26 protein-coding genes are annotated in these 25421 nt (G+C 61.0%); 13 read left to right on the top strand and 13 right to left on the bottom strand.

What is annotated here, in order from left to right; translation table 11 throughout:
• Genes CJ178_RS16005 through CJ178_RS15990 form a run of 4 tightly spaced genes read right to left on the bottom strand, consistent with a single transcriptional unit; the run spans nucleotide 1 to nucleotide 3463 of the window.
• Entirely contained in the window at nucleotides 1–897 is an 897-nt protein-coding gene (locus tag CJ178_RS16005; protein WP_095887112.1) for a TIGR03619 family F420-dependent LLM class oxidoreductase, read from the bottom strand.
• A gap of 44 nt (nucleotides 898–941) precedes the next feature.
• Entirely contained in the window at nucleotides 942–1298 is a 357-nt protein-coding gene (locus CJ178_RS16000) for an EthD domain-containing protein (protein WP_095887111.1), read from the bottom strand.
• Between the two features lie 36 nt (nucleotides 1299–1334).
• Entirely contained in the window at nucleotides 1335–1805 is a 471-nt protein-coding gene (locus tag CJ178_RS15995) for a nuclear transport factor 2 family protein (protein WP_095887110.1), read from the bottom strand.
• Nucleotides 1802–3463 carry a class I adenylate-forming enzyme family protein gene (locus tag CJ178_RS15990; RefSeq protein WP_033236621.1) on the bottom strand — a complete coding sequence of 554 codons (1662 nt, stop codon included), beginning with the start codon at nucleotides 3461–3463 and terminating at the stop codon, nucleotides 1802–1804. Before CJ178_RS15990 ends, CJ178_RS15995 begins: the two co-directional genes overlap by 4 nt.
• 272 nt (nucleotides 3464–3735) lie before the next feature.
• On the opposite strand from CJ178_RS15990, the gene CJ178_RS15985 reads away from it, so the two are divergent.
• From CJ178_RS15985 to CJ178_RS33285, 3 genes are all read left to right on the top strand, one after another.
• Nucleotides 3736–5367, top strand: coding sequence for an AMP-binding protein (locus CJ178_RS15985; protein ID WP_033236683.1), 1632 nt, complete (start codon nucleotides 3736–3738; stop codon nucleotides 5365–5367).
• Entirely contained in the window at nucleotides 5364–6194 is an 831-nt protein-coding gene (locus CJ178_RS15980; RefSeq protein ID WP_033236622.1) for an SDR family NAD(P)-dependent oxidoreductase, read from the top strand. Before CJ178_RS15985 ends, CJ178_RS15980 begins: the two co-directional genes overlap by 4 nt.
• A gap of 410 nt (nucleotides 6195–6604) precedes the next feature.
• Nucleotides 6605–6730, top strand: a complete 126-nt coding sequence (locus CJ178_RS33285) for a hypothetical protein (protein WP_255285241.1) — start codon at nucleotides 6605–6607, stop codon at nucleotides 6728–6730.
• A gap of 65 nt (nucleotides 6731–6795) precedes the next feature.
• On the opposite strand, the gene CJ178_RS15975 is transcribed toward CJ178_RS33285, so the two are convergent.
• The 3 genes from CJ178_RS15975 to CJ178_RS15965 form a co-directional block, all read right to left on the bottom strand.
• Nucleotides 6796–7998, bottom strand: coding sequence for a ricin-type beta-trefoil lectin domain protein (locus CJ178_RS15975; protein WP_233366200.1), 1203 nt, complete (start codon nucleotides 7996–7998; stop codon nucleotides 6796–6798).
• Between the two features lie 279 nt (nucleotides 7999–8277).
• A complete protein-coding gene (locus CJ178_RS15970) occupies nucleotides 8278–8817 on the bottom strand; it encodes a GtrA family protein (protein ID WP_045064928.1) in 540 nt (179 codons plus the stop codon).
• A gap of 66 nt (nucleotides 8818–8883) precedes the next feature.
• Nucleotides 8884–10095, bottom strand: a complete 1212-nt coding sequence (locus CJ178_RS15965; RefSeq protein ID WP_045064926.1) for an enhanced intracellular survival protein Eis — start codon at nucleotides 10093–10095, stop codon at nucleotides 8884–8886.
• Nucleotides 10096–10206: 111 nt separating this feature from the next.
• On the opposite strand from CJ178_RS15965, the gene CJ178_RS15960 reads away from it, so the two are divergent.
• Nucleotides 10207–11427, top strand: coding sequence for a fatty acid desaturase family protein (locus CJ178_RS15960; protein ID WP_045064924.1), 1221 nt, complete (start codon nucleotides 10207–10209; stop codon nucleotides 11425–11427).
• Nucleotides 11428–11436: 9 nt separating this feature from the next.
• Here the strand turns inward: CJ178_RS15960 and CJ178_RS15955 are convergent, their stop codons facing one another.
• Nucleotides 11437–11889 (bottom strand): nuclear transport factor 2 family protein, encoded by a 453-nt coding sequence (locus CJ178_RS15955; protein ID WP_045064921.1) that lies wholly within the window; start codon nucleotides 11887–11889, stop codon nucleotides 11437–11439.
• A gap of 134 nt (nucleotides 11890–12023) precedes the next feature.
• Between CJ178_RS15955 and CJ178_RS15950 the strand changes: the two genes are divergently transcribed.
• Genes CJ178_RS15950 through CJ178_RS15925 form a run of 6 tightly spaced genes read left to right on the top strand, consistent with a single transcriptional unit; the run spans nucleotide 12024 to nucleotide 17688 of the window.
• Nucleotides 12024–13190 carry an acyl-CoA dehydrogenase family protein gene (locus CJ178_RS15950; RefSeq protein ID WP_033236626.1) on the top strand — a complete coding sequence of 389 codons (1167 nt, stop codon included), beginning with the start codon at nucleotides 12024–12026 and terminating at the stop codon, nucleotides 13188–13190.
• Nucleotides 13187–14134: a bifunctional MaoC family dehydratase N-terminal/OB-fold nucleic acid binding domain-containing protein gene (locus CJ178_RS15945; protein ID WP_033236627.1), complete on the top strand. Its 948-nt coding sequence runs from the start codon at nucleotides 13187–13189 to the stop codon at nucleotides 14132–14134. Before CJ178_RS15950 ends, CJ178_RS15945 begins: the two co-directional genes overlap by 4 nt.
• Nucleotides 14134–15249 (top strand): acyl-CoA dehydrogenase family protein, encoded by a 1116-nt coding sequence (locus CJ178_RS15940; RefSeq protein WP_045064917.1) that lies wholly within the window; start codon nucleotides 14134–14136, stop codon nucleotides 15247–15249. The genes CJ178_RS15945 and CJ178_RS15940 overlap by 1 nt, the downstream gene beginning before the upstream one ends.
• The gene (locus tag CJ178_RS15935; protein WP_033236629.1) at nucleotides 15246–15674 is read left to right on the top strand and encodes a MaoC family dehydratase; all 429 of its coding nucleotides are present in this window, start codon (nucleotides 15246–15248) and stop codon (nucleotides 15672–15674) included. Before CJ178_RS15940 ends, CJ178_RS15935 begins: the two co-directional genes overlap by 4 nt.
• Nucleotides 15674–16852 carry a lipid-transfer protein gene (locus tag CJ178_RS15930; RefSeq protein ID WP_033236630.1) on the top strand — a complete coding sequence of 393 codons (1179 nt, stop codon included), beginning with the start codon at nucleotides 15674–15676 and terminating at the stop codon, nucleotides 16850–16852. The genes CJ178_RS15935 and CJ178_RS15930 overlap by 1 nt, the downstream gene beginning before the upstream one ends.
• Before the next feature lie 14 nt (nucleotides 16853–16866).
• Nucleotides 16867–17688 (top strand): MaoC/PaaZ C-terminal domain-containing protein, encoded by an 822-nt coding sequence (locus tag CJ178_RS15925; protein WP_033236631.1) that lies wholly within the window; start codon nucleotides 16867–16869, stop codon nucleotides 17686–17688.
• Nucleotides 17689–17802: 114 nt separating this feature from the next.
• Here the strand turns inward: CJ178_RS15925 and CJ178_RS15920 are convergent, their stop codons facing one another.
• On the bottom strand, nucleotides 17803–18600 hold the full coding sequence (locus CJ178_RS15920; protein WP_033236686.1) for an SDR family oxidoreductase: 798 nt from the start codon (nucleotides 18598–18600) through the stop codon (nucleotides 17803–17805).
• A 184-nt stretch (nucleotides 18601–18784) separates the two neighbouring features.
• On the opposite strand from CJ178_RS15920, the gene CJ178_RS15915 reads away from it, so the two are divergent.
• Nucleotides 18785–19546 (top strand): SDR family NAD(P)-dependent oxidoreductase, encoded by a 762-nt coding sequence (locus CJ178_RS15915; protein ID WP_095887108.1) that lies wholly within the window; start codon nucleotides 18785–18787, stop codon nucleotides 19544–19546.
• A gap of 5 nt (nucleotides 19547–19551) precedes the next feature.
• Here CJ178_RS15915 and CJ178_RS15910 read toward each other — a convergent pair whose 3' ends face one another.
• From CJ178_RS15910 to CJ178_RS15895, 4 genes are read right to left on the bottom strand one after another with little or no spacing between them, the layout of a single operon-like run.
• Complete coding sequence (locus tag CJ178_RS15910; RefSeq protein ID WP_045064914.1) at nucleotides 19552–20280, bottom strand: glycerophosphodiester phosphodiesterase; 729 nt, start codon at nucleotides 20278–20280, stop codon at nucleotides 19552–19554.
• Between the two features lie 2 nt (nucleotides 20281–20282).
• Entirely contained in the window at nucleotides 20283–21656 is a 1374-nt protein-coding gene (locus tag CJ178_RS15905; RefSeq protein ID WP_095887107.1) for an ABC transporter substrate-binding protein, read from the bottom strand.
• A 53-nt stretch (nucleotides 21657–21709) separates the two neighbouring features.
• A complete protein-coding gene (locus tag CJ178_RS15900) occupies nucleotides 21710–22564 on the bottom strand; it encodes a carbohydrate ABC transporter permease (RefSeq protein ID WP_033236635.1) in 855 nt (284 codons plus the stop codon).
• The gene (locus tag CJ178_RS15895) at nucleotides 22564–23520 is read right to left on the bottom strand and encodes a carbohydrate ABC transporter permease (protein ID WP_051730728.1); all 957 of its coding nucleotides are present in this window, start codon (nucleotides 23518–23520) and stop codon (nucleotides 22564–22566) included. The genes CJ178_RS15900 and CJ178_RS15895 overlap by 1 nt, the downstream gene beginning before the upstream one ends.
• A gap of 343 nt (nucleotides 23521–23863) precedes the next feature.
• On the opposite strand from CJ178_RS15895, the gene CJ178_RS15890 reads away from it, so the two are divergent.
• Together CJ178_RS15890 and CJ178_RS15885 are read left to right on the top strand one after the other, a co-directional pair.
• On the top strand, nucleotides 23864–24682 hold the full coding sequence (locus tag CJ178_RS15890) for a DeoR/GlpR family DNA-binding transcription regulator (protein ID WP_045064910.1): 819 nt from the start codon (nucleotides 23864–23866) through the stop codon (nucleotides 24680–24682).
• Nucleotides 24682–25371, top strand: coding sequence for an HAD family hydrolase (locus tag CJ178_RS15885; RefSeq protein WP_033236636.1), 690 nt, complete (start codon nucleotides 24682–24684; stop codon nucleotides 25369–25371). The genes CJ178_RS15890 and CJ178_RS15885 overlap by 1 nt, the downstream gene beginning before the upstream one ends.
• Nucleotides 25372–25421 lie beyond the last annotated feature (50 nt).

Raw genomic sequence — 25421 nt, 5'->3', positions numbered from 1 at the left:
TCAGGACTCCTTGACGCCGATCATCCAGTCGAGCAGTTCCGGTAGTTCTTCGCTGGCACAGTCGAATACGACCGGACGGAAGACGACGACGGATGCGCCGCGGTGGGACCAGTCGTGAGCTTTCTCAGCGGTGGCTTCGAGGTCGACGGTTCCGTTGTCACGACGAACCGGCGATGCAGACACCTGCACGCGCGCGGTATCGGGATCGCGATCATGAGCCTCGAATGTATTGCGTAGCAGCGCAACACTGTCCGTGAATGTATCCAAATCGGCAGGGTTGACGGTCCAACCGTCGGCGACACGTGCGACGCGGTCGAAGTTCCGTTGGCTGGGCCCGAACCCGAAGAGGACAGGAACGCGGTCTTGGGTCGAGAGCGGAATGCTGTGGTAGTTCTCGAAGGAGAAGTCGCGCCCCTTGAAGTTGGCGGGAGCCTGTGTCCAGAGTTCACGGCACGCTGCGACGGTTTCCTCCATGCGCCCGAATCTGGCATCGAAAGGCATGTTCGTGGCGGTGTATTCGGCCTCTTGCCACCCGACTCCGAAGCCCATGGTCACGCGTCCGTCCGACAGTGCGTCGAGGGTGGCGACTTGTTTGGCGAGCAGTGCCGGTGGGCGAACCGTTGCAATGAGAACCGACACTCCGAGGCGAGCGCGTTCGGTGACTGCAGCAATTGAGGAAAGCAGTGAAATCGGCTCGTACCAAGGATGATCGAGCGGAAACAGAAAGTTGTGCTCGCTGACGCGCTGCGCATGAGCGTCAGCATTGAACCCGAGGTGATCGCCGGTGCAGATCAAGTCGACGCCGGCCCGATCGGCGGCAGCAGCAAAATCGAGAACCGGTCTGATCTTCCCCTCGAACAGTGCCTCGAGGCCCAATACGTTGACACCGATTTCCATGCAAACAGTCCTTTCCGAAAATCTACGGGAACGACGGGCGAGTCTCAGCAGTGCGGCAATTCGCGCTCGTCGGTAACAAACTGAATGATCTTGCTCTGATCGAGAAAGTTGGATTCGTCGGCCCTGATTCGATCGCCGACCTCCGGGCGGGCATGAGTGGCCAGCATGTCTTCGTACCCGGCCTTGTCGTGGAACCACAATTCGGTGATGACATCGAAAGCCGGGTCGGGGACGCCGTCTGCGCGCAGAGCCTGAGCGAGATCGGGGTAATTCCGCCGGTACTCGATGATCGACGGGAAGGTTGCGGCAATCAGTGGGGCATGGTTGTTCTCGTAGTAGTCGATGAACTCTTCTTTCGTGAGTCCCGGCTTACGAGTGAGTAGCGCGATTGCCTTGAACATCGTTCGTCTCCCCGTTGAAGGTGCTGCGAGATGTACTCAGAGTGACCGGTTGGCATGAGCAGACATATCACCCATGTTGTCCATGCAGAAAAGTCGTGATGCAAACTGCCACGATCCCTCGACGCACGTGAATCGATCGAAGTACCGTCCCGACAAAATGGGTTGCAGGGCAAAATCTTCGGTGCCCTGGATGACCGTGATGTAGGACAGCGCCGACGCCTCGTTTCCGTCGACCGAGATACGGGTATTGGTCAGCAGGTGTTTGGTTCGCGGGACCGCGGGAGTGCCGTACATCCGGATGAAGCTGCTGCACGCGGCGAACACAGCGTCGGCATCGGACGAAATCAGAGTTGTTGCAACACCGTCCGCGCCGCACTGGCCGTAATCGGAGTGCGCAAATAATGCTGCGACATCACGCAACCTACCCTGATCGATCAGGTGCGTGTACTCGCAGAGCAGGTCACGGATCGCCGACTCGGCGACGATCCGTGACAGCGCTTCGGTCATACCGTGATCTCGCGGCGAACCATCTTTCCGGTTGCGTTGCGGGGCAACAGATCGCCGGTAATACGCCACTTCGAGGGCACCTTGAAGTACGACAGACGCTCAGCCGCGAATTCGCGGAGGTCTTCCTCGGTCGTGACTGCACCGGCGCGCAGAACGACGACGGCTGACACTTCCTGGCCGAGGTCCGGGTGAGGCGAACCGATGACGGCGCATTCGATGACGTCGGGATGCTCGTCGAGGGTCTGTTCGATCTCTGTGGGGTAGACGTTCTCGCCGCCACGCAGAATGAGATCCGACCGGCGTCCCGTCAGACGGAGGCGACCGTTCTCGATCACGCCGAAATCGCCGGTGCGGAGCCAGCGTCCGGGAGAAATTGCCGAAGCGGTGGCTTCTTCGTTCTCCCAGTAACCGAGCATCACGAACGGGCTGCGCACGCAGACCTCACCCTCGATGCCGTCGGGCAGCCATTCACCGAAGGGGTCACGAATTTCCATGGACACGGTGATGATGGGACGTCCGAGCGTCCCGGGGAACTCTTCGAGCTCAGCTCCGACGGCAACGGCGATAGCCGTGCTGCACTCGGTGAGGCCGTAGCTGTCGACCAGGGCGTTGCGGGCGAACGGTACCTGCTCCTTGAGGCGTTCCTTGAACGCGGGCGACGACGGCGCCGATGCCAGGGAGAATGCCGTCAGCGAGGACACGTCGTACTTGCCGATGTTGCCGTGTTCGAGCAACCGCGACGCCATGGTGGGAACCGCGCCCCAGTTGGTGATGCGTTCGCGTTCGACCAAACCGAGCACCTTGTCCACGTCGAAGCCGCCGTCGATCATCACGACAGCGCTGCCGGTAGCCAGACGCGGGATGACAAGGTTATGGAGGCTCGCGATGTGGAACAGGGGAGAGGTCAGGAGGTAGCGGAGCGGGCTGGGCTTGGAGCCGTCGTACTCGCGGCCCGTGAACGCAGCGCCGATGGCGTCGCTGTACTTGTGGTAGTCGACAACAGCCATCACGTTGCGGTGTGAGTGCAGGGCGCCCTTGGGGCGGCCGCTGGTGCCACTGGTGAACAGGATGACAGCCGGATCGTCCTCGTCGATGTCCGTGGCGGGTACATCTGCGCCGGCGTATTCGGCGATGAGTGCGGGCAGATCCTCTTCCATGGTCAGAACGCTGATGCTTGCCGGCAGTTCGGGAAGCGCAGCGCCGCGCTTGGCGTCGACTACCAGCACCTTCGGGCTCGACAGCTCGATGCCGTGTGTCACCTCGCGCGGAACCCACCAGCCGTTGAGACCGACCGCGATGGCGCCGAGTGCCTGCGTCGCGAAGAAGGTCATGACCCATTCAGGGTTGTTGGCGGCAAGAATTCCCACTCGATCGCCCTTGCGGACGCCGTACTTGTCGCGAAGCGCAGTCGCCAGCGCGGCTACAGCGTCGGCATGCTCCGTGAAGGAAATCCGACGGTCGCTCGTGACGAGATAGTCGCCGTCGCCCCAGGCCCGGGACGCGGAGATGAGCTCACCGATGGCATGTCCGCGATTCTTCATCACGGGCATGACGGTGCCGAGAACCTCTTCTTCGACGATCTCGAACGGCCCACCGGGACCGGTGAGGCGCGAGACCGCCTGGTCCAGGAGCAACTGCGGATCTGCGGGGGCAGTCATGGAATGGCCTTTCGTATTGTGGCGCTTTTCACGTCACAAAATGTCACGGGACAATCCTATCTGTGGGGCGGTTACCACTGAGCGAGACTGAGCGGGTTACTGACATAACGCGCAGTTAGCGTTCCGAAAGAATCGCAGCCGAAGGAATGAGCGTGAGCGCACACGAATTCCCTCCCTCTCGAGTAGGACACAGGATCACGATGACGAACACCGCCACCGAAGCACCTCCGAGCAGTTCCGTTGCCACTCCGCAGCGCGCGGACGTCGCACAGATGTTGATCGATCGTGTCGGTGATCAGCATCTGGGACTGCGGACGCGTACTCAGGACTGGACGTGGGACGAGGTTGTCCATGAAAGTGCCGCCCGCGGTTCGTACGCCAAGTCGCTTCGCGCGCCGGGCCCCTTCCACATCGGTGTTCTCCTCGAGAACGAGCCCGAGTTCCTGTTCTGGCTCGGCGGCGCCGCACTGACGGGCGCCACGATCGTCGGAATCAACCCGACTCGTCGCGGTGCCGAACTCGAAGCCGAGGTCCGGTATGTCGATTGCCAGATGATCGTCACCGACAAGGCAGGCCACGAGAAGCTCGCTGGTCTCGATCTCGGTCTGACCGACGACCGCTTCATCCTCGTCGACGACGCGTCGTATGCCGAAACCGTTGCTGCGCATCGCGTCGAGACGCCGCAGATCGACCTGGGCGTCGATGCGTCGACGCTTTTCCTTCTCCTCTTCACCTCCGGCACTACCGGTATGTCGAAGGCTGTCCGATGCAGCCAGGGTCGTCTGACGCGTCTGGCATACGCGAACTGTGCCAAGTACGACATCGATCGCGATGACGTCTGCTACTGCTGCATGCCGCTCTTCCACGGCAACGCGCTGATGGCACTGTGGGCTCCCGCGCTGTCACAGGGCGCTACGGTCTGCCTCGTTCGCAAGTTCACGGCTTCGGGCTTCATGCCCGACGTCCGGTTCTACGGCGCAACATATTTCACGTATGTCGGCAAGGCACTCGGCTACCTGATGGCGACGCCGGAGCAGTCCGACGACATCGAGAACACCCTTACACACGGTTTCGGTACCGAAGCGTCGCCGGGTGACAAGGCCGAGTTCATTCGTCGCTTCGGCGCACAGCTTTTCGAGGGCTACGGCTCGAGCGAAGGCGCCGGTTCGGTGGTTCTCGATCCGAACCAGCCCGCGGGAGCGTTGGGACGTCCGGCTAACGAGAACATCGTCATCGTCAATCCCGACACCAAGGAAGAGCGTCCGCGCGCGATCCTGGACGAACACGGCCATGTGCTCAACTCGGACGAGTCCATCGGCGAAATGGTCGACAAGGCAGGTTCGCAGAAGTTCGAGGGCTACTACAAGAACGAAGACGCCATGGCGGAGAAGATCCGTGACGGTTGGTACTGGACAGGCGATCTCGGTTACGTCGACGAAGCGGGATTCATCTACTTCGCCGGCCGTAAGGGTGACTGGATCCGCGTGGACGGTGAGAACACGTCGGCTCTGATGATCGAGCACATTCTGCGTCGCCACCCCAAGGTGATCGCAACCGGTGTGTTTGCCGTACCTGACCCGCGCTCGGGTGATCAGGTCATGGCGGGCATCGAGGTTGCGGATCTGGCGGATTTCGACCCCGTCGAATTTGCGGCTTACCTTGCCGCACAGGCAGATTTGGGAACAAAGTCGGCGCCGCGCTTCATTCGCGTATCGACCAACCTGCCCGTCACCGGTTCCAACAAGGTGCTCAAGCGTGACCTTCAGGTCGATCGCTGGCGGACCGACGAGCCGGTGTACCACTGGGTGGGCCGCGGCGCTCCCGAGTACACGCTGATGACAGAAGCTGATATCGAGAGCCTCGAGAAAGAGTTCGAGACTCACGGTCGTTCGAGGTTCCTGTGAACCGAGTTGCGCTGGTAACCGGGGCTTCTCGCGGTATCGGCCGCGAATGTGCACTGGCATTTGCTCGCGCCGGGTTCGATGTCGCGATCACTGCCCGCACCGTCCGTGAAGGTGAGGGCAGAGCCGCACCGCGAACGCGCGACGGCGAGCAGGTTATCCCTGTTACCGGAAGCCTCGAGACGACAGTTTCCGAAATCGAGGCCTGCGGCGTGCGGGCCATGGCGGTTCCGATGGACCTCCTCGATCGGGCATCGGTTGTTGCGGCCGGTGAGCAGGTGCTGCGCGAGTGGGGCCGGGTGGATGTGCTGGTCAACAACGCCTATGCGCAGACCGTCGGCAACATGGACCGGATTCTCGACATCGAGATCGACGATGCCCAGGCAATGGTTGTCGGAAACTATCTGCATCAGCTCGCCTTGGTCCAGGTGATCCTTCCGTCGATGATCAAGAGCGGCAACGGTGTTGTCATCGGTCTCGCATCCGGTTCGGCCACCATGGACCCACCGGCACCTCCCGGTGAAGGCGGCTGGGGCCTGTCGTATGCAGCGTCGAAGGCCGGCTTCGGGCGTATCGCGGGTGCGATCAATTCGGAGTACCGCGGCGCCGGTATCAAGGCATTCAATCTGAGTCCGGGGTTTGTGATCACGGAATCGGGTAAGGCTCGCGGCGGTGCGGACGCGATCGTGGACGCAGGATTTGCCGCCACACCGGCGTCGGTCCCGGCAGCGGCCGCAGTATGGCTGGCAACTGATCCCGATGCCGACCGATTCCTCGGCCGAGTGGTGGACGGTCCGAAACTGATGGCGACGCTTCACGAGAAGAAATGAAGCTTGGGGTTCATCGACGAGAAGGCCGAATACTCGAGCAGTTGACGGCAAATTCGTAGCACCCCACAGCTCTCGATCACGGTGTTAGCATCCGATGGTGCCCGGGTGAACAGCTCGGGCACGAGCGATGTTTGCTGTCTTTGGCCAGCGAAAGCGCAAGTACAGCAACCCTTCACATAAGGAGTTTCACATGGGATCGATCGCCGATCTTCTTGCCCAGAGCCAGGCTTTGGCTGCGTTCAAGTACCTCCTCGGTGTGCTCGGTGGAGCGTTCGGTAGCTGATAGCGCGCCCGGACTGCGGTGACTACCAGTAGTCGCCACCGCACTTCAACGTGCGCTCTATCCGAGCGCGATCAATTTTCTCGAAAAGGCCGGTTTCTTCGGCCTGGTCCAATCATGGAGGCACACAATGGGTTCCCTTTCGACAATTCTCATGATCCCGGTCGGTAGCGCAGACCTCGTCCTCAAGGGCGTGTTCGAATCTCTGACGAACACCGTGAACAGTCTCGTCGTGGTTTTCGGTGGGTTGAGCTAGTTCCGCATCGAATCGACCGAGAAGGTCCGCGCGCCTCTGGCATGCGGGCCTTCTCTGGTTTGAGGCTACGGCCGTGCGCTCGTGTCGTAGGCATAGACCGAGACCCAATCGAGCATCAGGTTCCCGTTGCTGGTTCCCGTGCCTTTTGTCTCGGTCTGCAACTGCCAGCGCATCGGGGTGGACGGAACCCAGGACGTGCTTTCCAGGACTACCTGGTTGTCGAGTAGATATTTGATCCGCCCGGGCGACCACTCGATCGTGTACGTGTGCCAATCGGTGAACCGCGCTCCGATGTCTGTCGCGAGTTCCTGACACCCGCCTACGCAGGAACCCGCGCCGGAGTAGTGGTGAAAACCGCCTGCAGTGCCGGACAGTCCACCTTCGGGGAAGTCGAATTCACCGTCGCGTGGCCACACTTCGGACTGTGGCCACAACAACCAGGCAACGTAATATTCGTTGAGATTCGGATTGTCGACCTTGAACCTGGCCGAATAGCGGCCGTAGGTTTGATTTTGATTCTGGCCGTTGATGACGGGTGACGGGCTTGCCCCCGCCGGTTGCCCGTTGACATTGTGCAGATTGAAATTGAGGACGCCATTCTTGACGCTGAGAACTTGATCGGCGCGATACGGCCGCTGTTGATATGTATCGAGATAACAAGACGGGTATGTTCGCCACTTTTGCCCTTGTGCGCCGGTGTAGACGATCTTGTTGGGATCACACGTATTTGCCCACGTCCCCAGCGCAGCGTCTTTTGTGAAGTCGTCGTAGAAGATCTGACGCCATCCGTTGAGATTGCCGACCGGTACCGCAACCCCTGACGGAGAGGGAAGCGTCACGATGGCTCCGGTGTACGACCAACTCTGCGCCTGTGTGCCATCGCATACCTGTACGGCAGCTGGATTTCCGTTTGCATTGACACCACCGCGATTCTCGACGCAGAGTCCGTTGACCTGGCTTCGAACGGTACCTCCGGGACCGGAGGTCCATTTTTGGAATGCTGCGCCTGTGCAATTCGATATGACCAGGGCAGTCCCTGCCGCCAGAGAACCACCCTGGGGACCCAGGCATTTCGTCTGTACCCGGACGGTGCCATCGCTTTCAACGCTCCAGATCTGTGCGGCCGAGCCGTTGCAGTCGTAGATCTGAACCGGGTTGCCGTCCGATGTCACGCCCCACTTGTTTTCCAGGCATCGCCCACTGGGTGTCTTGACCGCGCCGATCACGGCAGCCTCGGACACGGCAGGAGAAACTACCAGTGCGCCCATCGCCATGACGATGGACGCGATGAGAAAACAAACGGTTTGTTTCGAATGTCGATTCTCTGTTGACGATTCCCCCGAAATATACGAAAACACAGTCACTCTCATTGTGATTCCATTCTTTTGTGCGGCGAGAACCTAGCCCGGTGGAAACAATTCCACAGGCTTTGTTGGCGAAATGCTACACAAAAGGATCGGGGTTATTTGCACCTTTCGGGAAGGTTGAAATAGTGCAGATATTGACGAAATTCGCCGATGCGTGATGCTCTTCGGTTGCTGCCGGCGTCAGTCGAGTGAAGGAGCGTCTGTGGCTTCCGTATCGAGGATCATTTCGCCGTTCGTGGACTCTTCAGGGAAGACGAATTTGCGCATCGCCCACCAACGGAAGGCCGTTGCGAGCAGCGTGCCGATGATGGAGCCACTGATGAAGTCGGCGAAGTTCTCCATCAATACGGAGACGTTTGGCTGGCGGAGGTCGAATACGTAGCTCGAGATCCAGAGTGGCACCTGGTTGATGGCCAGGCCGATACCGGCGACGATGAAGAACAGTGCCGCCTCGTGATGACGTTGGCGTCCACCCCGCTCAGCGAACGACCATTCCCGGTTCAGTACGTACGACAGGACCGTCGCGACCAGGACCGCGATGATGTTGGCGGTAACCGGATGTTGCGGCAGTACGGTCCACTTGATGCCGAAGAACAACACCGTGGTGACGATGAAGGCGATGCCGCCGACCACCAGAAACTTGAGCATCTCCGCGTGCGGCAAAACCCGTACGAGAATCTTCTCAGGAAGCCAATTGACCAGTTTTCCTACAAACGCCATTGGTCGAGGCTAACCGTGTCGGTGCCGTTAGGCATAAAAATCGCAAGCGCCGGAGCGTTCGGAAAGTTAGAAACCATACCCCATGACTGCGGGGCGTGTGGTGCCGAAAGCGAAGTCGAAGTCGCGTATCTCCTGAGGGGTGGAGGCCTGGACGCGCCCTGCTGCCGCGAAGATTCGAGCCTGATGCGAACCCAGGTAGATGCTGGACAAGATATCGGACGGCATCGTGATCTGTGCGTCGGCGTCCGTGGGTCGGCAGGTGGCCTTTCCACCCCGAATGCTGAGCGCGAACGTACCACCGGAGTCGAGGAACGGATCCTCGATTTTGATGACAGTGTCGAGGTCAGCGGCATATTCACGAGCTTCGAGTGCTGCTGGGACGTTCATGATTCGCAGCCACAGACGGTCGGATCGGCGGGTTGTCCGCACCGAACGGTAGTCCGTCAGCATCAGTCGCAGCGGATCTTCAGGATGCTGCTCGGCTTCGATGCGGGTCACGAGATCGAGCCCGCACATTGTCCGCCACAGCGCGGCGTAGGCGTCGTCGTTGATGGCAACGAACTCGGCGATGTCGACGACGCTGTCGGAGCCGTCACTTCGGTGGCGGTAGGAAACGTAGCCGTCGGGATGTGTCAGAAAGAACAGTCCGGAGGCGCCGGCACGATGGTCGGACGGGTCGGCAAATGTGAAATCCCAATGCGCCTGCGGACGCCTTTGCGCGCCTGGAGTGACGAGGCGCCAGCGGTCGTAGATTGCGGGCAGTAGCGTGGCTGCGGTCTGCGCGTCGGTGATCCGCACGCCGCTTCCGGTTGGAGCCTGCGGGCGGAAATCGGCAAAACGCCGATCGATCGTGATGCTCTCGCTGACGGTTGCGGGGCCGTAGCCGAACCGGTTGTAGATGCGCGCGTCGCTGGCCGTCAGAGCTACCAGGGGAGCACCCGTCGACGCGATGTGGTGGTGCAACCGGACGAACATCGAGCGCAGAATTCCGCGGCGACGGTGCGTCGGGGCGACGGACACCCAGGTGATTCCGCGAGTGGGTAGCTGGTTCCCGCCCGGAACCGTGATTTCCATGTCGAACTCGATGGCCAGTCCGACAACTTGATCACCTTCTGTCGCGACGACGATGTCCTCGGGGCGATAGAGCGTCCGAGTGAGTGTTTTGTCGGCGCTCGACGGATGGAATCCGAACCCAGTCGAGTCGAGTAACTGGATCGCCGGCCAATCGGCTTCAGTGGCAGTTCGGATGGTGATCTGGTTGTCGGTGCTCACGCTCATTGATGCTGGCACAGATTGCGCGGTGACGCACGTAGCGCGCGAGTCGACGTTTCACCGGTGATTCATGGGGGTACCGTCCGACGAACCGGCCCCGCGACAGGAGTGAACACAGTGGCGATCACCGATATCAAGGAATATGCGCACCTCACCGAGGAAGACGTCGAGGCACTTGGGCGTGAATTGGACGCTATTCGGCTCGACATCGAGGAGAAGCGCGGTGCGCGTGACGCTCGATACATTCAGCGAACTATCGCGTTTCAACGCTCTCTCATGGTGGCCGGTCGTGTCGTCCTGTTTGCCAGCAAGAAGAAGCCCGCATGGATCCTGGGAACAGCGCTTCTGGGGGTCGGCAAGATTATCGAGAACATGGAACTCGGCCACAACATCATTCACGGTCAGTGGGACTGGATGAACGATCCCGAGATTCATTCGAGCAACTGGGAGTGGGACAACACCTGCCCATCGTCGGGTTGGAAGCACTCGCACAACTTCACCCATCACAAGTTCACCAATATCGTCGGTCTCGACAATGACGTGGGCTACGGCATCATGCGCGTCACGCGAGATCAGAAGTGGCACGCGGACTATCTATTCCAGCCGATCACCAATTTCGCGTTGGCAACACTGTTCGAATGGGGCGTCGCACTTCACCATCTAGAGACAGACAAACTTCGCAAGGGGCAGGTGAAGTGGTCCGACAAATCCGAGATGGCAAAGGAAATCGGCAAGAAGATCGCACGGCAGGTGACCAAGGACTACATTCTGTTCCCAGCTCTGACCGGCCCAGCGTGGAAGACCACGCTGACGGCAAATATCGTCGCAAATCTCATTCGCAATTACTGGAGTTACGCAGTCATCTTCTGCGGGCATTTTCCCGACGGAGCCGAGAAGTTCACTCTCGAGGAATTCGAGAACGAATCGCGCGCGCAATGGTACCTACGACAGATGCTCGGCTCGGCCAACTTTCACGCCGGACCGATCATGGCATTTATGAGCGGCAACCTCTGCTACCAGATCGAGCATCATTGCTTCCCCGACTTGCCGAGCAACCGATACTCGGAAATCGCTGTGCCACTTCGTGAATTATGTGACAAGTACGATCTCCCGTACACAACAGGTCCGCTGTGGAAGCAGTACGGACTGACATTGCGCACCATCTGGAAGTTGTCGCTCCCCAACAGGTTTCTCTCCGCCTCCCAGGACGACGCACCGGAAACGCACTCCGAGTTGAAGTTTCGAGTTCGTGGCGGCATCAAGGAAGTATTCGGCGTCGACCCGCACACAGGTAAGCGTCGTGGGTTGCGAACGGCCATCGCCATGATGGCGAGTTGACGCTCGCCTTTAACTGCCGAGCAGAATGACCGGCACGTCCTCGGCGAAGTCCACAACCAATTCGCGACGAGAAAACAGCCAGGTGCCGTCGACCTTGTCGAAACTGTCCTGGTAGCGAATCTCGATTCGGTTGTTCCGGAACCCCTCGCCGCGGGGATAGATGTGATGCGCGGAGCAGTACGCCTCGCCGTGGGCCGTGGTGGCGCTGTCCTGATCGAGGACCTGCTGCTCGACGATGTGCCGCGTCGAGTGCAGGTGTGCGACGGCGCCGACTATCGAATCGGACAGAGTCGACCGGCCCTGAATTTCGGTCGGCCCGGCGGTGCCGTTCAATGCCGGAGGCAGGACAAACGTGGCGTTTTCGGTGAACAGGGCTGCGAGAGCGGCCGGATTTCGGCGGTCGACTGCCTGTGCGTACCTGGCAGCCAAGTCGGTGAGGGCGATCCGATCCGAAGGTTCCATGGCAGCATTTCACCTTATGTGACGGCGCTCATGTTTCGCCTTCCCGCTCAACGAGACACATTCAGCGCCCAAAGATGCATCTAGTTAGCGTCCAGATCAAAGTTGCTAGCCATGAATGCCATAGGAGAACCGCGATGGATCTGAGGGAATCGCCCGAGCAGCAGGAGCTCCGCAAGGAGCTGCGCGCGTACTTCGCGACGCTGCTGCCGGAGGAGAAGCGCCGCGCTGCCGGTGAACAGGGTGTTGGCGGCGAATACTTCCGTGAAATCGTGAAGTTGCTGGGCAAGGACGGCTGGCTCGGTATCGGCTGGCCCAAGGAATTCGGTGGCCAGGGACGCTCCATCGAAGAGCAGTTCGTGTTCTTCGACGAGGTTCAGCGCGCGGGATTGCCGTTCCCCTTCGTGACGGTCAATACCGTCGGGCCGACATTGATGAAGTACGGCACCGAAGAGCAGAAGGAACGATTCCTGCCGGGCATTCTTGCCGGCGACATCGTTTTTGCCATCGGCTACACCGAGCCGGAGGCCGGAACGGACTTGGCTTCGCTCAAGACCCGTGCAGTCCTCGACGGTGACGAGTGGATCGTCGACGGCAACAAGATCTTCACCAGTGGCGCCAACACTGCCGACTACGTGTGGCTGGCCTGCCGCACCGACGCGGACGCCCCCAAGCACAAGGGCATCTCGATCCTGATCGTCCCCACGGAGGACGCAGGCTTCGAGTGGTCACCGATCAACACCGTCGGCGGCTTGATGGTGACGTCGACGTACTACTCCGGCATTCGCGTCCCGTCGAAGGACGTTGTCGGCGAGGTCAACGGCGGCTGGCAGCTCATTACCGCTCAGCTCAACCACGAGCGAATCGGCCTGGCGGCCATCGGTGGTCGCACTTACGGTCTGTGGAACCTGGTTCTGGACTGGGCCAAGGAAAACGGCGCCATCGACATCCCGTGGGTGCAGCAGGACTTCGCTCGTACACACGCCAAGCTCGAGGCCATGCGACTGCTGAACTGGAAGATGACGGCAGCCGTCGCACAGGACACGCTCTCCGGAGCCGACGCCGGCGCTACCAAGACATACGGGACCGAGACTCACGTCGACGTCTACCGCACTCTGCTCGGAATTCTCGGCTCCGCCGGACGCATCCGCCCCGAGTCTCCGGGCGCTTTGCTTGCCGGTCAGATCGAGCAGATCTCGCGTCAGGGTGTCGTGAACACCTTCGGCGGCGGCGTCAACGAGGTTCTGCGTGACATGGTCGGCACCATCGGCTTGGGACTCGTTCGCGAAAAGAGGGTCAAGTGAGCGACATTTCGGCGCAACTCGACGCTTTTGTCGGCCAGACGCTTGTTCCCACCACCTGGGGACCCGACGAGGTCAACATCCCCATGATCCGGCATTGGGCCGAGACCATGGGCGATACCAACCCCGTCTACCTCGACGACGAAGCTGCCCGCGCCACCGGCCGTGACGGCGTCGTCGCTCCCGCTCAGATGCTTCAGGTCTGGATCATGCGGACGTTCACCGACAAGATGGCGGGCAACGACCCGTCACAGGTGTGGACCGATCTGATCGCCACCCTCGACGCTGCGGGCTACAGTTCCGTCGTCGCCACCGATTCCGATCAGGAGTTCTTCGGCGAACTGCGCCCAGGCGATCGCGTGAACTACACCGAGGTCATCGAGTCGATTTCCCCGGAAAAGAAGACCGGCCTAGGCGTCGGACACTTCGTGACGACGCTCAAGACGTACCGCAACGGCGACGACGAAGTTGTCGGCACGCAGCGGTGGCGGACACTGCGGTTCAAGCCGCAGGAAGCCAAGGCTCCGGAGGCTCCGCGCGCACTGCGTCCGCGTCCGGCTCTCAACGCGGACAACGCTTTCTGGTTCGAAGCGGCCAAGGAGCACCGTCTGGTGATCCAGCGCTGCACGTCCTGCAAGACGTTGCGTCATCCCACCGGCCCGATGTGCGGTGAGTGCCAGTCGCTCGAGTGGGACACGATCGATGCGTCGGGCCGTGGCACGGTGTACAGCTTCGTGGTCAATCATCACCCCAAGATCGACGCGTTCGACTACCCGCTCATCGTTGCGGTCATCGAACTCGAAGAGGGAACCCGATTGATCGCCAACATGGTGGGTATCGCGCCCGAAGATGTCGTGGTCGACATGCCCGTGGAACTTGACTGGATCGACGCCGACCCGGATTTGACGCTTCCCGCGTTCCGGCCGGCCGCACGCGAGGAGCACTGATGGACTTCAATTTCAGCGAAGAGCAGGACGCGATTCGCTCACTGGCCGACGAGGTCTTCACCAGCAAGGCCACGATCGAGCGCACCAAGGAGATCGAACTCTCCGCCGAGCGCGTCGACCGTGAACTGTGGCGCGAACTCGCGACCACCGGCCTGCTCGGTATCGCCCTGCCCGAGGAGTTCGGCGGCGGTGGACTCGGCTTGTCCGAGCTGTACACCCTGCTCGAGGAACAGGGCCGCCACGTTGCGGCCGTGCCGATCTGGGAGACGGCGCTCGCCGCGTTGGCGATCAACGAGTTCGGTTCCGATTCCCTTCGCGCAGAGCTCCTTCCGAGTGTTGCCGACGGCAGTCGATTCCTCACGATCGGGCTCGAGGAATTCGGGCCGTACACTGCCGGCGACCCGCTGACCACGGCCGCCGAGGATACCGACGGTAACTGGACGCTGACCGGTGAGAAGGCCGTTGTGCCGATCACGAACATCGCGAACCTCGCGCTCGTCTCGGCAACCACGTCCACGGGAACAGCTCTGTTGCTGGTGGATCTGAATGCAGACGGTGTCACGGTGGAGCAGACGCAGTCCACCAACCACGAGATCTGTGCCAACCTCACGTTTGCCGGTGCCCCCGCGCAGCTGATCGGTGCGGCTGACGGCACCACGGTTCCGTGGCTGATCGACCGAGTTGAGCTGGCATTGGCCGCAATTCAATGGGGCGTCGGCTCCGGCGCCGTTGCGCAGGCTGTCACGTACCTGAACGGCCGCATGCAGTTCGGCCGTCCGCTCGCGACCTTCCAGGCGGTCAACCACCAGCTCGCGGACTGCTACATCGATCTCGAAGCGATGCGCGTGACACTGTGGCAGGCTGCATGGCGCATCTCCGAGGGACTGGATCTCGGCACCTCGGTACTCGTCGCCAAGTGGTGGGCCACCGACGGCGGACAGCGCGTCGTGCATCGCACCACGCATGTCCACGGTGGTATGGGCGTCGACACCGACTACCCGGTTCACCGTCACCTCTTGTGGGGCAAGCAGATTGCTGCCACCCTCGGCGGTTCCAGCTCCGATCTCGCGCGTCTGGGTGCGCAGCTCGCATCCGGTGTGGAGGTGCTCGCATGACCGTTCTTGCCGGTCGTAGCTACGCAGACGTCGTTGTCGGAGAGGCATTGCCCGAGTTGGCGATCCCGCTGACCCGCACGTTGATCGTCGCCACGGCAATCGCCACTCGCGATTTCCAGGACGTGCACCACGATCCGAGCCTGGCTCAGGAGCGCGGCTCCAAGGATGTCTTCATGAACATCCTCACGAGCAACGGCCTCGTCGGCCGGTATGTGACGGACTGGGCCGGATCGGCATCGACCCTGCGTCGCATCGCCATTCGTCTCGGCGCGCCCAACTACCCGGGTGACACCATGACGATGACCGGTGAGGTCGTGTCCAAGGAAGACGGTGTTGTCGTGGTCAAGGTGCAGGGCGCAAACAGCCTCGGCAACCATGCATCCGGCACCGTCACAGTTGCTTTCAAAGAAGAGGGGAAGCCCTGATGGCGATCAGCCCGCTCTCGGGAGCCGCTGCCATCGTCGGCATCGGATCCACCGAGTTCTCCAAGAACTCCGGTCGCACCGAACTGCAGTTGGCCTGTGAGGCCATCGTCGCTGCACTCGCGGACGCGGGTATCGCCCCGTCCGAGGTTGACGGACTTTCGACCTTCACCGCGGAAACCAACGGCGAAGCCATTGTGGCTCGCAACTGTGGTCTCGGCGAGCTGAAGTTCTTCTCCCGCATCGGTTACGGCGGTGGCGCCGCATGCGGCCCCGTGCAGCAGGCAGCCATGGCCGTTGCGACGGGTGTCGCCGATGTCGTGGTCTGCTACCGCGCTTTCAACGAGCGCTCCGGTGAGCGTTACGGCCTGGGTCAGCATGATCGCCCGATGGCAACCACAGCGGACCGCGCGGCTTATGCGTGGATGACACCGCAGGGCCTGTCGACTCCCGCTCAGTGGGTCGCTATGTTCGCACGGCGGTACATGCACCAGTACGGTGCGACGAGTGAGGACTTCGGACGAGTTGCAGTGGTGGCGCGCAAGCACGCTGCCAACAACCCGGCTGCCTGGTTCTACGAGCGTCCGATCACACTCGAGGATCACCAGAATTCCCGCTGGATCGCCGAACCGCTGCACTTGCTCGACTGCTGCCAGGAAACAGACGGTGGCCAGGCGCTCGTCGTCGTCTCCGCTGAGCGCGCCAAGGATCTGGCCAACAAGCCGGCCTTCATCAAGGCCGCTGCTCAGGGCAGTGGCAAGGATCAGCACATGATGACCAGTTACTACCGACCAGACATCACGGGTATCCCGGAGATGGGTCTGGTCGGCCGTCAGCTGTACAGCCAGAGCGGCCTGACACCGGACGACATCAACGCGGCTATCCTGTACGACCACTTCACTCCGCTGGTCCTCCCACAGCTCGAAGAACTGGGATTCTGCAAGCCCGGCGAGGCCAAGGACTTCATCCGCGAAGGCAACCTGGAACTCGGTGGACGCCTGCCGGCGAACACTCACGGTGGTCAGGTCGGCGAGGCGTACCTGCACGGTGTCAACGGTGTTGCCGAAGGTGTGCGGCTCATTCGTGGCACGTCGACCAATCAGCCCGATGGTGTCGAGAACGTATTGGTCACTGCCGGAACAGCAGTACCTACCAGTGGTCTCATTCTCGGCGTGGTGTGAGAGAGGAATTGAACGTGACTACTTCGGAAACTGCGAAGACTGCCGGCGATTGGCGCGGAGCCGATCTCGGTACCCGCACCGTGTCGTACACCGAGCGCGACGCGATCCTGTACGCACTTGCCGTGGGCGCCAAGGCAACCGAGTTGGACCTCGTTTTCGAGGATCAGCTTCGGGTGCTGCCGACATTTGCTCTGACACTGGCGCAGTGGGCTCCCGACGCTCTGGGCTCGGCGGGCGCTTTCGACACCTCGACGGCACTGCACGGCTCGCAAGAGTTGAAAGTGCTTGCTCCGCTTCCGCGTAGCGGTGAGGTGACGCTGAAGGCTTCGGTCGGCGAGGTGTGGGACAAGGGTGCTGCAGCCGTCTTCGAAGTGAAGGTCGAGTGCGAGTACTTCGTCGCGACCTGGTCGCTGTTCGCTCCCGGCGCCGGTGGATTCGGCGGAGAACGTGGGCCGTCCCGTCCCGCAGAGCCGACGGGCGAGCCTTCACTCACCGGTGTGCTGACCACGGCGGAGAATCAGACGGCGATGTATCGCCTGCTGGGCGACATGCACCACATCCACATCGATCCAGAGGCCGCGGCACGGATCAATCAGCCGCGCCCGATCATGCACGGCCTGTGCACGTTGGCTGCCAGCACGCTCGAGCTTGCCCGGGTCGCCGGAGTGCATCCGGCAGACCTCGTGAGCCTCGAGGGTCGATTTGCGGCGGCTATTCATCCGGGTGAGGCGCCGTCCATCGTTGCGTGGGGTACTCCTGACGACCTGGCCTTCCAGGTGCACAAGGATGGTCAGGTAGCGATTTCCGGTGCGCGAGTGAGCTTCTCCGCTCGCTAGCATCCGCAGACTCAACTGCGGGGCGCTTGACCCCCCCGTCGCGCCCCGCAGTTGTTCACACAAAACGAGGAAGCCCTCGAGCAATTGCTCGAGGGCTTCCTTGGTTGCTCGGTCTTACGAGCTGGTTCGCGAAAACAGCTCGGGGTGGGTAGCAAGGTAACGGGCCGGGTATTCGCCGCCGCCGTGGACGGCGATGTCGGTTCCCGTCACGTACGACGAGAGCGAACTTGCCAGGAACAGGCAGGAATTCGCGATGTCCGACGGTACGGCCATGCGCTCCATCGGGATGATCTCGGTGACGGCCGCGCCGCCGTCGGCGCCGTAGACCTCTGCGGCTGCTTCCGTGCGGATCAAGCCGGTCGTGATGTGGTTGATACGGACCTTGGGGGCCCATTCGAGCGCCAAAGCCTTTGTCAGGACCAACAGTCCGGCCTTGGCGGCGCTGTATGCCGCGGTGCCGGGCTGCGGGTCGATGCCCGAGACACTGCCGATGTTGATAATGGCGCCGCCGTTGTCCTGTGTCTGCATGACGGCGTTTGCAGCCTGAGCAACGTTGAAGGGGGCCAGCAGATTCAGCGCCACGATCTTCTCCACGAAGCGCGGGGAGACGGTGGCTGCGTCGGCGTCGGGGGAGCCGCCGGCATTGTTGATCAGAACGTCCAGTCGGCCGAAGCGATCGACGGCATCCTGGACGAGCGCTGCGGCGTCTGCAGGATCGCGGACGTCCGTGGCTTTGAATGCTGCAGTGCGTCCGTCAGCCGACGGGAGCTTTTCGGGCTCGTTTCGGCCACAGACCAGTACGTTTGCCCCGGCAGCCAGGAAGGTTTCGGCGATGACAAAGCCGATGCCCTTGGTGCCGCCGGTGACGATCACCGAGCGTCCGCTGAAATCGACGGGGTTGGGGAGTGTCACGGTGGAGCCTTCCTGATGTTGGGGCCGAGCCGATTTGCCGCCCAGTGTGATTGACGCGACAGTGCCGGTCGTCATAGGGTCAAGCAAATGCTTGGTTGCTTAGTTCGTTGAGTGTAGACGACCAACACCGGCAGTCACCAGAATCGACCAGTCCCCGCAGGCAACAGGACATTGGAGCAATCACATGGGCACGCTTGACGGCAAAGTTGCACTCATCACCGGTGCAGGTCAGGGAATCGGGCAAGGCATTGCCTTGGCATTGGCGAAAGAAGGCGCCGAGATCGCGGTAGCCGGTCGCACCGAGTCCAAGCTCCACACCACGTGCGGGCTGCTCGCCGACATCGGTGCCCGCGGCGAGGTAGTCGTGTGTGACGTCAGCAAGAAGGACGACATCACCGCCGCCGTGGACCGTACCGTCGAACTGTTCGGCGGAATCGACATCCTGATCAACAACGCCAACGACTGCAAGCCCGGCCCGCTGCTCAGCGTGCTCGACGAAGACTTCGAACGCTCTTTCGCGACGGGACCGCTCGCCACCCTGCGCATGATGCAAGCGTCGTATCCCCACATGAACAGTCGCGGCGGCGGTGTCATCATCAACATGGCCACCTCTGCGGCCGTGCGCTGGGATGCCAGCAACTACGGTGCCTACGGCTCCATCAAGGAGGGCATGCGCGCACTAACCCGCGCCGCGGCCTGCGAGTGGGGCAAGGACAACATTCGTGTGCTCAACGTTGCGCCACACGCGCAGACCCCGGCCCTGCAGTGGTGGATGGACAAGAACCCGGAAGAAGCGGCAGCCTTTGTCGCGGGAATCCCGCTGGGTCGCGTCGGCGATCCCGAAACCGACATCGGGCGTGCCGTCGTCTTCCTGGTCGGCGAAGATGCCGGTTACCTGACCGGCGCAACCATCCCCCTCGACGGTGGACAGTCGCGCTGGGGGTAATTCCGTCAGGTGCGGTCGAGCCACTCCCTGGCGTCCGCCGGGAAATCCGTGGTCGTGCCGTCCACTCCGAGTTCGAGGGCTCGTGCTGCATCTGCCGGAGTGCGCAGGGGCCACGCGTGAACCTGCAATCCGGCTTCATGGAGGTCGCGGACCAGGTCGGCTGTCAGGCCGTCCCAGCCGCAGTAGAACGCGCCGGAACCGGTGGCCGCAAGAACGGATTCGATACCAGCCGGGTGAGCGTCGGCGCTTGGATACGCCGACACGATCAATCCGCGCGGGATGAACGGTGCTGCCTCGGCAACTGCGAGCAGAGCCTCGGCCGAGAAGCTCGTGAACTGAATGCGCTGAGCGTCTTCCGGCCGCGCCGCCACGATCCGTCCGAGTTCCGGCACCACCTCGATGGCCTTGATCTCCACCTGCAAGGTCACCGTGGTGTTGTCGAGAGCTTCGTCGAAGGTCAGGACGCCGCGTCCGGAGTCCAATTCGATGTCTTTGATCTGGTCGAACGTGAGTTCCGCAACGGGTCCGAGCCCACGCCCGGAATCGTCGGCGGCGGTGCGATCGAGCGTCGCGTCGTGGAGCACGATCGCAACGCCGTCGGCGGTCAAGCGCACGTCGAGTTCGATCTCGTCGACGCCCATCTCCTCGGCGAGGCGAAATGACGCAATGCTGTTCTCGGGTGCGTGAGCCATGGCGCCGCGATGGCCTACCAAGGTGAATGATTCGGATCGCATGGTCAGGCCACCTTGCTTTCGTAGAGTTTGCGCACGGATTCCGTGTCTGCGCGCAGCTTGGTTGCCGTTGCCTTCAAAGTTGCGCCGGCGTCGGCATTTTCGGTGTACAGCTTCTGAATTGCGGTGCGCATTTCCGTGATGGTGCTCTGGACGTACCGTCGAACCGCGTCAGGCTGGCGGGCGAGCTCGAGTTGGTCGACGGCCAGTTTGTAGTTCGGATTGTCGGACATGACCTGACGCACCTTGGTGGAGTTTGCCGCGGAGATTGTCGAGGGCAGGTATCCCGTTCCGACGGTCCAGGTCGACGACGCTTCCTCACCGGACAGATACGCGAGTACCTGCGCGGCAGCTTCCTTGCGTTCCGGGCTGGCATTCTTCATGATTCCGAGTCCGGCACCACCGGTCGGCACGCCGTGTGTGGTCTGTTGGGGCAGGAAGCCGGCACCGACTTCGAACTGGGCGCCCTTGATCAGTCCGGTCAGCGATCCGGTGGAGTTGGTGATGGTTGCGACCTGGCCGTTGATGAAATCGTTGTTGATTTCCTGTGCGAGGTACGCGATCTTGTCGTCGTTGATCACGGCTCGGTCGAACTCTGCGGCGGCAATTGCAGCTGCGGAGTCCACGGTGACGTCGAGTCCGTCGGAGATCGATCCGCCGAAGTTCCAGAGCAGTCCCTGCATGTACCAGTCGTCGGCACCGGTGTATGCGCGCATCTTCAGAGAATTGCCATTGTAGTTCTGGCCGGTGATTTGTTTTCCCCACGAACGGAATTCATCCCAGGTGGCGGGGGCGCGATCCGGCAAACCTGCGGACGAGAAGATCTCTTTGTTGTAGTAGAACAGTGGTGTCGATCGGCCGAACGGGATCCAGTAGGACTCGCCGCGGACAACGCCCTCGGTGAACAAGCGCTCGTTGAACGTGCTCGGACCGAAGTTGCTGTCGAAGTATCCGCCGAGCGGTTCGAGTGTGTCGTTGAGGAAGAACTTGTTCCACGACACGTCGGAGAAGACGCCGATGTCGGGGATCTGCCTGGCCTGGAGTCCGGCGGCGATCTTCTCGGTGACGCCGTCATACCCGTTGAACTGCTGAACTTCTGCGTAGATATCGGATTGCGAGCGGTTGAATCCGTCGACCACTCCGGTGAAGACCTCGTGGTTGTTGCCCGACCACGGACTCCAGATGACGACGTTGGTCCTCCCGGAAAATTCGCTGGGGGCCTTGACGTCCGGTGCTGAGAACGAAGCCGTGCCGCCGGCGTTTCCGCACGCTGCGAGTACGGGGAGTGCGATCGCGGTCATACCGGCAGCAGTGAGAAAGCTGCGGCGAGAGATGTTCACAGGCTTCTGCGCGGAGCCAGATCGGGCAAATAACGACATGATGGGTATCTCCTGGAGGATGCTGAACTGGCAGGGGAAGGTCGGAAAACTGATCAGCGTCGAACGGACGCTCCGGCAAGCCCGGCAACGATGAACCGCTGGGCAAAGAGAAAGAGCAACAGCATGGGGAGGACAACCATGGTGGTTCCGGCCATGATCGCGCCCCAGTTGTCAACACCCTCACTCTCTTTGAGTGCCATCAAACCGATGGGAAGAGTGCGCATCTGAACGGAATTGGTGACGAGAAGAGGCCAGATGAAGTCGTTCCACTCGTCGATGACAGCGATCAGCGCAACGGTGACAACCGCCGGAACTGACATCGGTAATGCAAAGTAGAACAGCTTGCGGATGTGTCCGGCGCCGTCGAGTTCTGCAGCCTCCATGACTTCCTTCGGGAGACTCAGAAAGTGCTGGCGTAGAAGGAATGTTCCGAATGCGCTCGCGAGTCCAGGCAGGATTATTCCCGCGTAGGTGTTGATCATTCCGAGATTGCCGATGGTGATGTAGTTGAGCAACAGTGTCACGTGCCCCGGCACCATCAAGGCTCCCAGGACCGCGAGGAAGATCCACTTCTTGCCGGGAAAGGGAAGGAAGGCAAAGGCATAGGCGCTGAACACTGCCAAGGTGACCTTCGCAGTGGCACCGACGATCGTGACGATCAGTGAGTTGACGAAGAAGTCGCCGAACGGAACGGCATTCCACGCGTGGCTGAAGTTCTCCCACGCCAGACGGCTGGGGACGAATTGCAGTGGCCACTGGTAGATCTCGCTCTCCGGCTTGAACGCCGACGAGATCATCCAGTAGAACGGGATGGCAAAGACGAGGCCGACAACAACCAGTCCGATCCAGGACAGGCGAAATCTAATGCGCGTCTTGTTCGGGGTTGTCGTTCTGCTGGGTGCGGACATCAGTAGTGCACTTTCTTCTCGACGAATCGCATTTGGAACACTGTGACGCCCATCAGGACGACAAACATCACCATGGATCCGGCGGCGGCAGTGCCGGCACTGAAGGCCTTGAATCCTTCTTGGTAGATGAACCAGCTGAGAGTGGTTGTGGCGCCTGCGGGTCCGCCGCTGGTCATCATCGCGATGACGTCGAAGGACTGAAAGGCGCTGATGACCTGGGTGATCAGGAGGAAGAACGTTGTCGGTGAGAGTAGCGGCATGGTGATGTGGCGGAATGTCTGCCATGCCCCTGCCCCGTCGAGACGTGCCGCCTCGAGGACGTCTGCCGGCATCGACTGAAGCGCAGCTAGATAGACGATGGCTACAAAGCCGACACCTTTCCAGATCGAGACGATGATCAGCGCGGGCATCGCCCACGAACTCGAGGTTGTCCAGTGTGGTGAATCTGCTCCGAACAACCCGAACAGCGCTCGGGACAGTCCGTAGTTCGGATCGAAGATGAACAACCAAATCGCGGCCACCGCTGCGCCCGAGAGGATGTGCGGCGAAAATGCCAAAGCGGAAACCGCTGCGCGTCCTCGTGATTGGCGATTGAACAGGCACGCCAGGGCCAGTCCCACGCTCAGGCTGATGCCGACAATCGCAACAACCCATACCAAGGTCAGGCGTAACACCCGGAGAAACGCAGGATCGTGCAGCAACTTGGTGTAGTTGTCGACGCCGACGAACAGCGGCGTCGGCGCGATCATGTCCCATTCAGTGAGGCTGAGGTAGATGTTGCCGATAACGGGCCAATATGCGAAGACCGCTATCAGCAGCAGGTTCGGGAAGGTGAAGAGCACAAAGAGCTTGTAGCCCTTGCGTTCACGCCTTCGGGTAGGGCGACCCCGGGTTGATCCGCGACTCACAGGGGCGGAGACCGTCGGCGGTGCCGGGCGTTGAGTTGTCAACGACATGTCGAGACCATTTCTTCCGGGGGTGTCGCTTTCTTGATGCGAGACGGTGAAGATCACATCGACGGTGTTACGTCTTCGTTGATCGCAGTGATCGTTTCACTCGTGCGGATGGTCGTCAAATGGACAAAACGGGTAGATCTCGCGAGTGTGAAATGTCTACGTGACGTGTCAAATATGTTGTTAAACAGTGGATTTAGTCGATAGTGCGTCTGCGGTTCTGGCGGTGACCGAGCTGAAGTTTCAGTTTGTCATGCCTAAGCTTCTCGACTCGTTCATCGAGCATTCATATCAGGAAGAGTGATATAAATGACTCGTAATCACACCAGCTACAGCAAGGTCTTGGATGAGTCGACGATTGATCACCCACACCAGGCAAGAACGGCTGGACGGCATTCTCGAATGCTTGATGGCAGATGAATCGGCGTCCGCACAATCGCTGGCCGCTCACTTCGATATGTCGTTGATGACGGTCCACCGTGATCTCGACGAACTTCAACGCCGCGGAATAGTCCGAAAGTTCAGGGGCGGAGTCAGCATCGAACGAACCAGCAGTTACGAGATTGCAGCACCGCTGAGGCGTCGCATCGCCACCGAACAAAAGTTGGCGATCGGCGCTGCTGCTGCCACCGAGGTTGCTCCGGGGCAGGTGATAATGCTCGACGATTCCACCACCGCCTCCCACATGATCCGCCACTTGATCGAGATCGAAGAACTTCGGGTTGTGACGAACTATCTGCCCTCACTTCGTGAACTGTCCGAAGTGACCGGCATTTCGGTGACCGCTATCGGCGGCGACTTCGACTCCGGTCATGAATCGTTTGTCGGCGAGGGTGCAGCCAAGGCCGTGCGCGAACTGCGCGTCGACGCTCTGTACTTCTCGACGTCGAGTGCTGATCGCGACGGCATGTATCACCAGGAAGAGAAAGTCGTTCGGCTCAAATCGGAGATGATTCGGTGTGCCGGTCGGCGGGTTCTCCTGATGGACAGTTCCAAATTGGCGCACACCTCGCTACATCGAGTGTGTGGTTGGGACGTGATCGACGAGTTGATCACCGATGACGGTGCACCACTGGGGATTATCGAGGATATCCGTGCACAGGGTGTTGTGGTGCGCGTCGTTGGATCCGATCGTGTTGAGCTACAAGAGGAAGGAAAGTCCTGATGCTGCAAGCGGTCTTCTGGGACATGGACGGCACACTGGTGGACACCGAGCCGAGTTGGTTTGCGGCGGAGCGTGCCTTGATGTCGAGGTACGGGGTGGAGTGGTCTGACGAACAGGCAACAGCACTGGTGGGGAAGGCCTTGCCCGACTCTGCTGCGATCCTTCGCGCGGCGGGGGCGGATCTCACGATCCGCGAGATAGTCGATGAACTGGTGGCCGCCGTCGTGGCGGGTGTTCGGCAGTCCATCGAGTGGCGTCCGGGTGCCCGTGAGTTGTTGGCGCAGGTTCGCGACGCCGGAATACCCAGTGTGTTGGTGACGATGAGCGAGGCGCCGTTGGCGGAGGCTGTTGCGAGCGCGCTCCCACCGGGAACATTTCAGTTGATGGTTACCGGAGACATGGTCGAGCACGGTAAGCCGCACCCGGAGCCGTACTTGCGGGCCAGAACGGATCTCTCGGCGCTGACCGGCCCGATTTCCATGGATCGGGTTGTGGCGATCGAGGACTCGATTCCGGGATTGGCGTCGGCGATTGCCGCGGGCGCCGTCGCAGTGGGCGTGCCGAACATGGTGAGTCTGAGGGAAGATCCAGGCGTTGTCCTGTGGGCGACGTTGGCCGGAAAGTCAGTCACGGACCTCGAGGAGTTAGTCGCTGGGCGAGCAGCGTCGCTCGAATTGCAGTCGATCTGAAGACGTGAAGGTCCCGCCGCACACGAAACTGCGGCGGGACCTTCGAGAAT

The sequence above is a fragment of the Rhodococcus sp. ACPA4 genome (genome assembly GCF_002300185.1).
GTDB lineage: Bacteria > Actinomycetota > Actinomycetes > Mycobacteriales > Mycobacteriaceae > Rhodococcus_F > Rhodococcus_F globerula.
Note: the sequence above shows the minus strand (reverse complement) of the source record. Positions and strands in the feature narration are given on the sequence as shown.

What these genes read in the sequence shown, in the direction of transcription:
- CJ178_RS16005 (WP_095887112.1), bottom strand. Translation starts at nt 897, where the DNA reads ATGGAAATCGGTGTCAACGTATTGGGCCTCGAGGCACTGTTCGAGGGG.
- CJ178_RS16000 (WP_095887111.1), bottom strand. Translation starts at nt 1,298, where the DNA reads ATGTTCAAGGCAATCGCGCTACTCACTCGTAAGCCGGGACTCACGAAA.
- CJ178_RS15995 (WP_095887110.1), bottom strand. Translation starts at nt 1,805, where the DNA reads ATGACCGAAGCGCTGTCACGGATCGTCGCCGAGTCGGCGATCCGTGAC.
- CJ178_RS15990 (WP_033236621.1), bottom strand. Translation starts at nt 3,463, where the DNA reads ATGACTGCCCCCGCAGATCCGCAGTTGCTCCTGGACCAGGCGGTCTCG.
- CJ178_RS15985 (WP_033236683.1), top strand. Translation starts at nt 3,736, where the DNA reads ATGTTGATCGATCGTGTCGGTGATCAGCATCTGGGACTGCGGACGCGT.
- CJ178_RS33285 (WP_255285241.1), top strand. Translation starts at nt 6,605, where the DNA reads ATGGGTTCCCTTTCGACAATTCTCATGATCCCGGTCGGTAGCGCAGAC.
- CJ178_RS15975 (WP_233366200.1), bottom strand. Translation starts at nt 7,998, where the DNA reads ATGGGCGCACTGGTAGTTTCTCCTGCCGTGTCCGAGGCTGCCGTGATC.
- CJ178_RS15970 (WP_045064928.1), bottom strand. Translation starts at nt 8,817, where the DNA reads ATGGCGTTTGTAGGAAAACTGGTCAATTGGCTTCCTGAGAAGATTCTC.
- CJ178_RS15965 (WP_045064926.1), bottom strand. Translation starts at nt 10,095, where the DNA reads ATGAGCGTGAGCACCGACAACCAGATCACCATCCGAACTGCCACTGAA.
- CJ178_RS15955 (WP_045064921.1), bottom strand. Translation starts at nt 11,889, where the DNA reads ATGGAACCTTCGGATCGGATCGCCCTCACCGACTTGGCTGCCAGGTAC.
- CJ178_RS15950 (WP_033236626.1), top strand. Translation starts at nt 12,024, where the DNA reads ATGGATCTGAGGGAATCGCCCGAGCAGCAGGAGCTCCGCAAGGAGCTG.
- CJ178_RS15940 (WP_045064917.1), top strand. Translation starts at nt 14,134, where the DNA reads ATGGACTTCAATTTCAGCGAAGAGCAGGACGCGATTCGCTCACTGGCC.
- CJ178_RS15935 (WP_033236629.1), top strand. Translation starts at nt 15,246, where the DNA reads ATGACCGTTCTTGCCGGTCGTAGCTACGCAGACGTCGTTGTCGGAGAG.
- CJ178_RS15930 (WP_033236630.1), top strand. Translation starts at nt 15,674, where the DNA reads ATGGCGATCAGCCCGCTCTCGGGAGCCGCTGCCATCGTCGGCATCGGA.
- CJ178_RS15915 (WP_095887108.1), top strand. Translation starts at nt 18,785, where the DNA reads ATGGGCACGCTTGACGGCAAAGTTGCACTCATCACCGGTGCAGGTCAG.
- CJ178_RS15910 (WP_045064914.1), bottom strand. Translation starts at nt 20,280, where the DNA reads ATGCGATCCGAATCATTCACCTTGGTAGGCCATCGCGGCGCCATGGCT.
- CJ178_RS15905 (WP_095887107.1), bottom strand. Translation starts at nt 21,656, where the DNA reads ATGTCGTTATTTGCCCGATCTGGCTCCGCGCAGAAGCCTGTGAACATC.
- CJ178_RS15900 (WP_033236635.1), bottom strand. Translation starts at nt 22,564, where the DNA reads ATGTCCGCACCCAGCAGAACGACAACCCCGAACAAGACGCGCATTAGA.
- CJ178_RS15895 (WP_051730728.1), bottom strand. Translation starts at nt 23,520, where the DNA reads ATGTCGTTGACAACTCAACGCCCGGCACCGCCGACGGTCTCCGCCCCT.
- CJ178_RS15890 (WP_045064910.1), top strand. Translation starts at nt 23,864, where the DNA reads ATGAGTCGACGATTGATCACCCACACCAGGCAAGAACGGCTGGACGGC.
- CJ178_RS15885 (WP_033236636.1), top strand. Translation starts at nt 24,682, where the DNA reads ATGCTGCAAGCGGTCTTCTGGGACATGGACGGCACACTGGTGGACACC.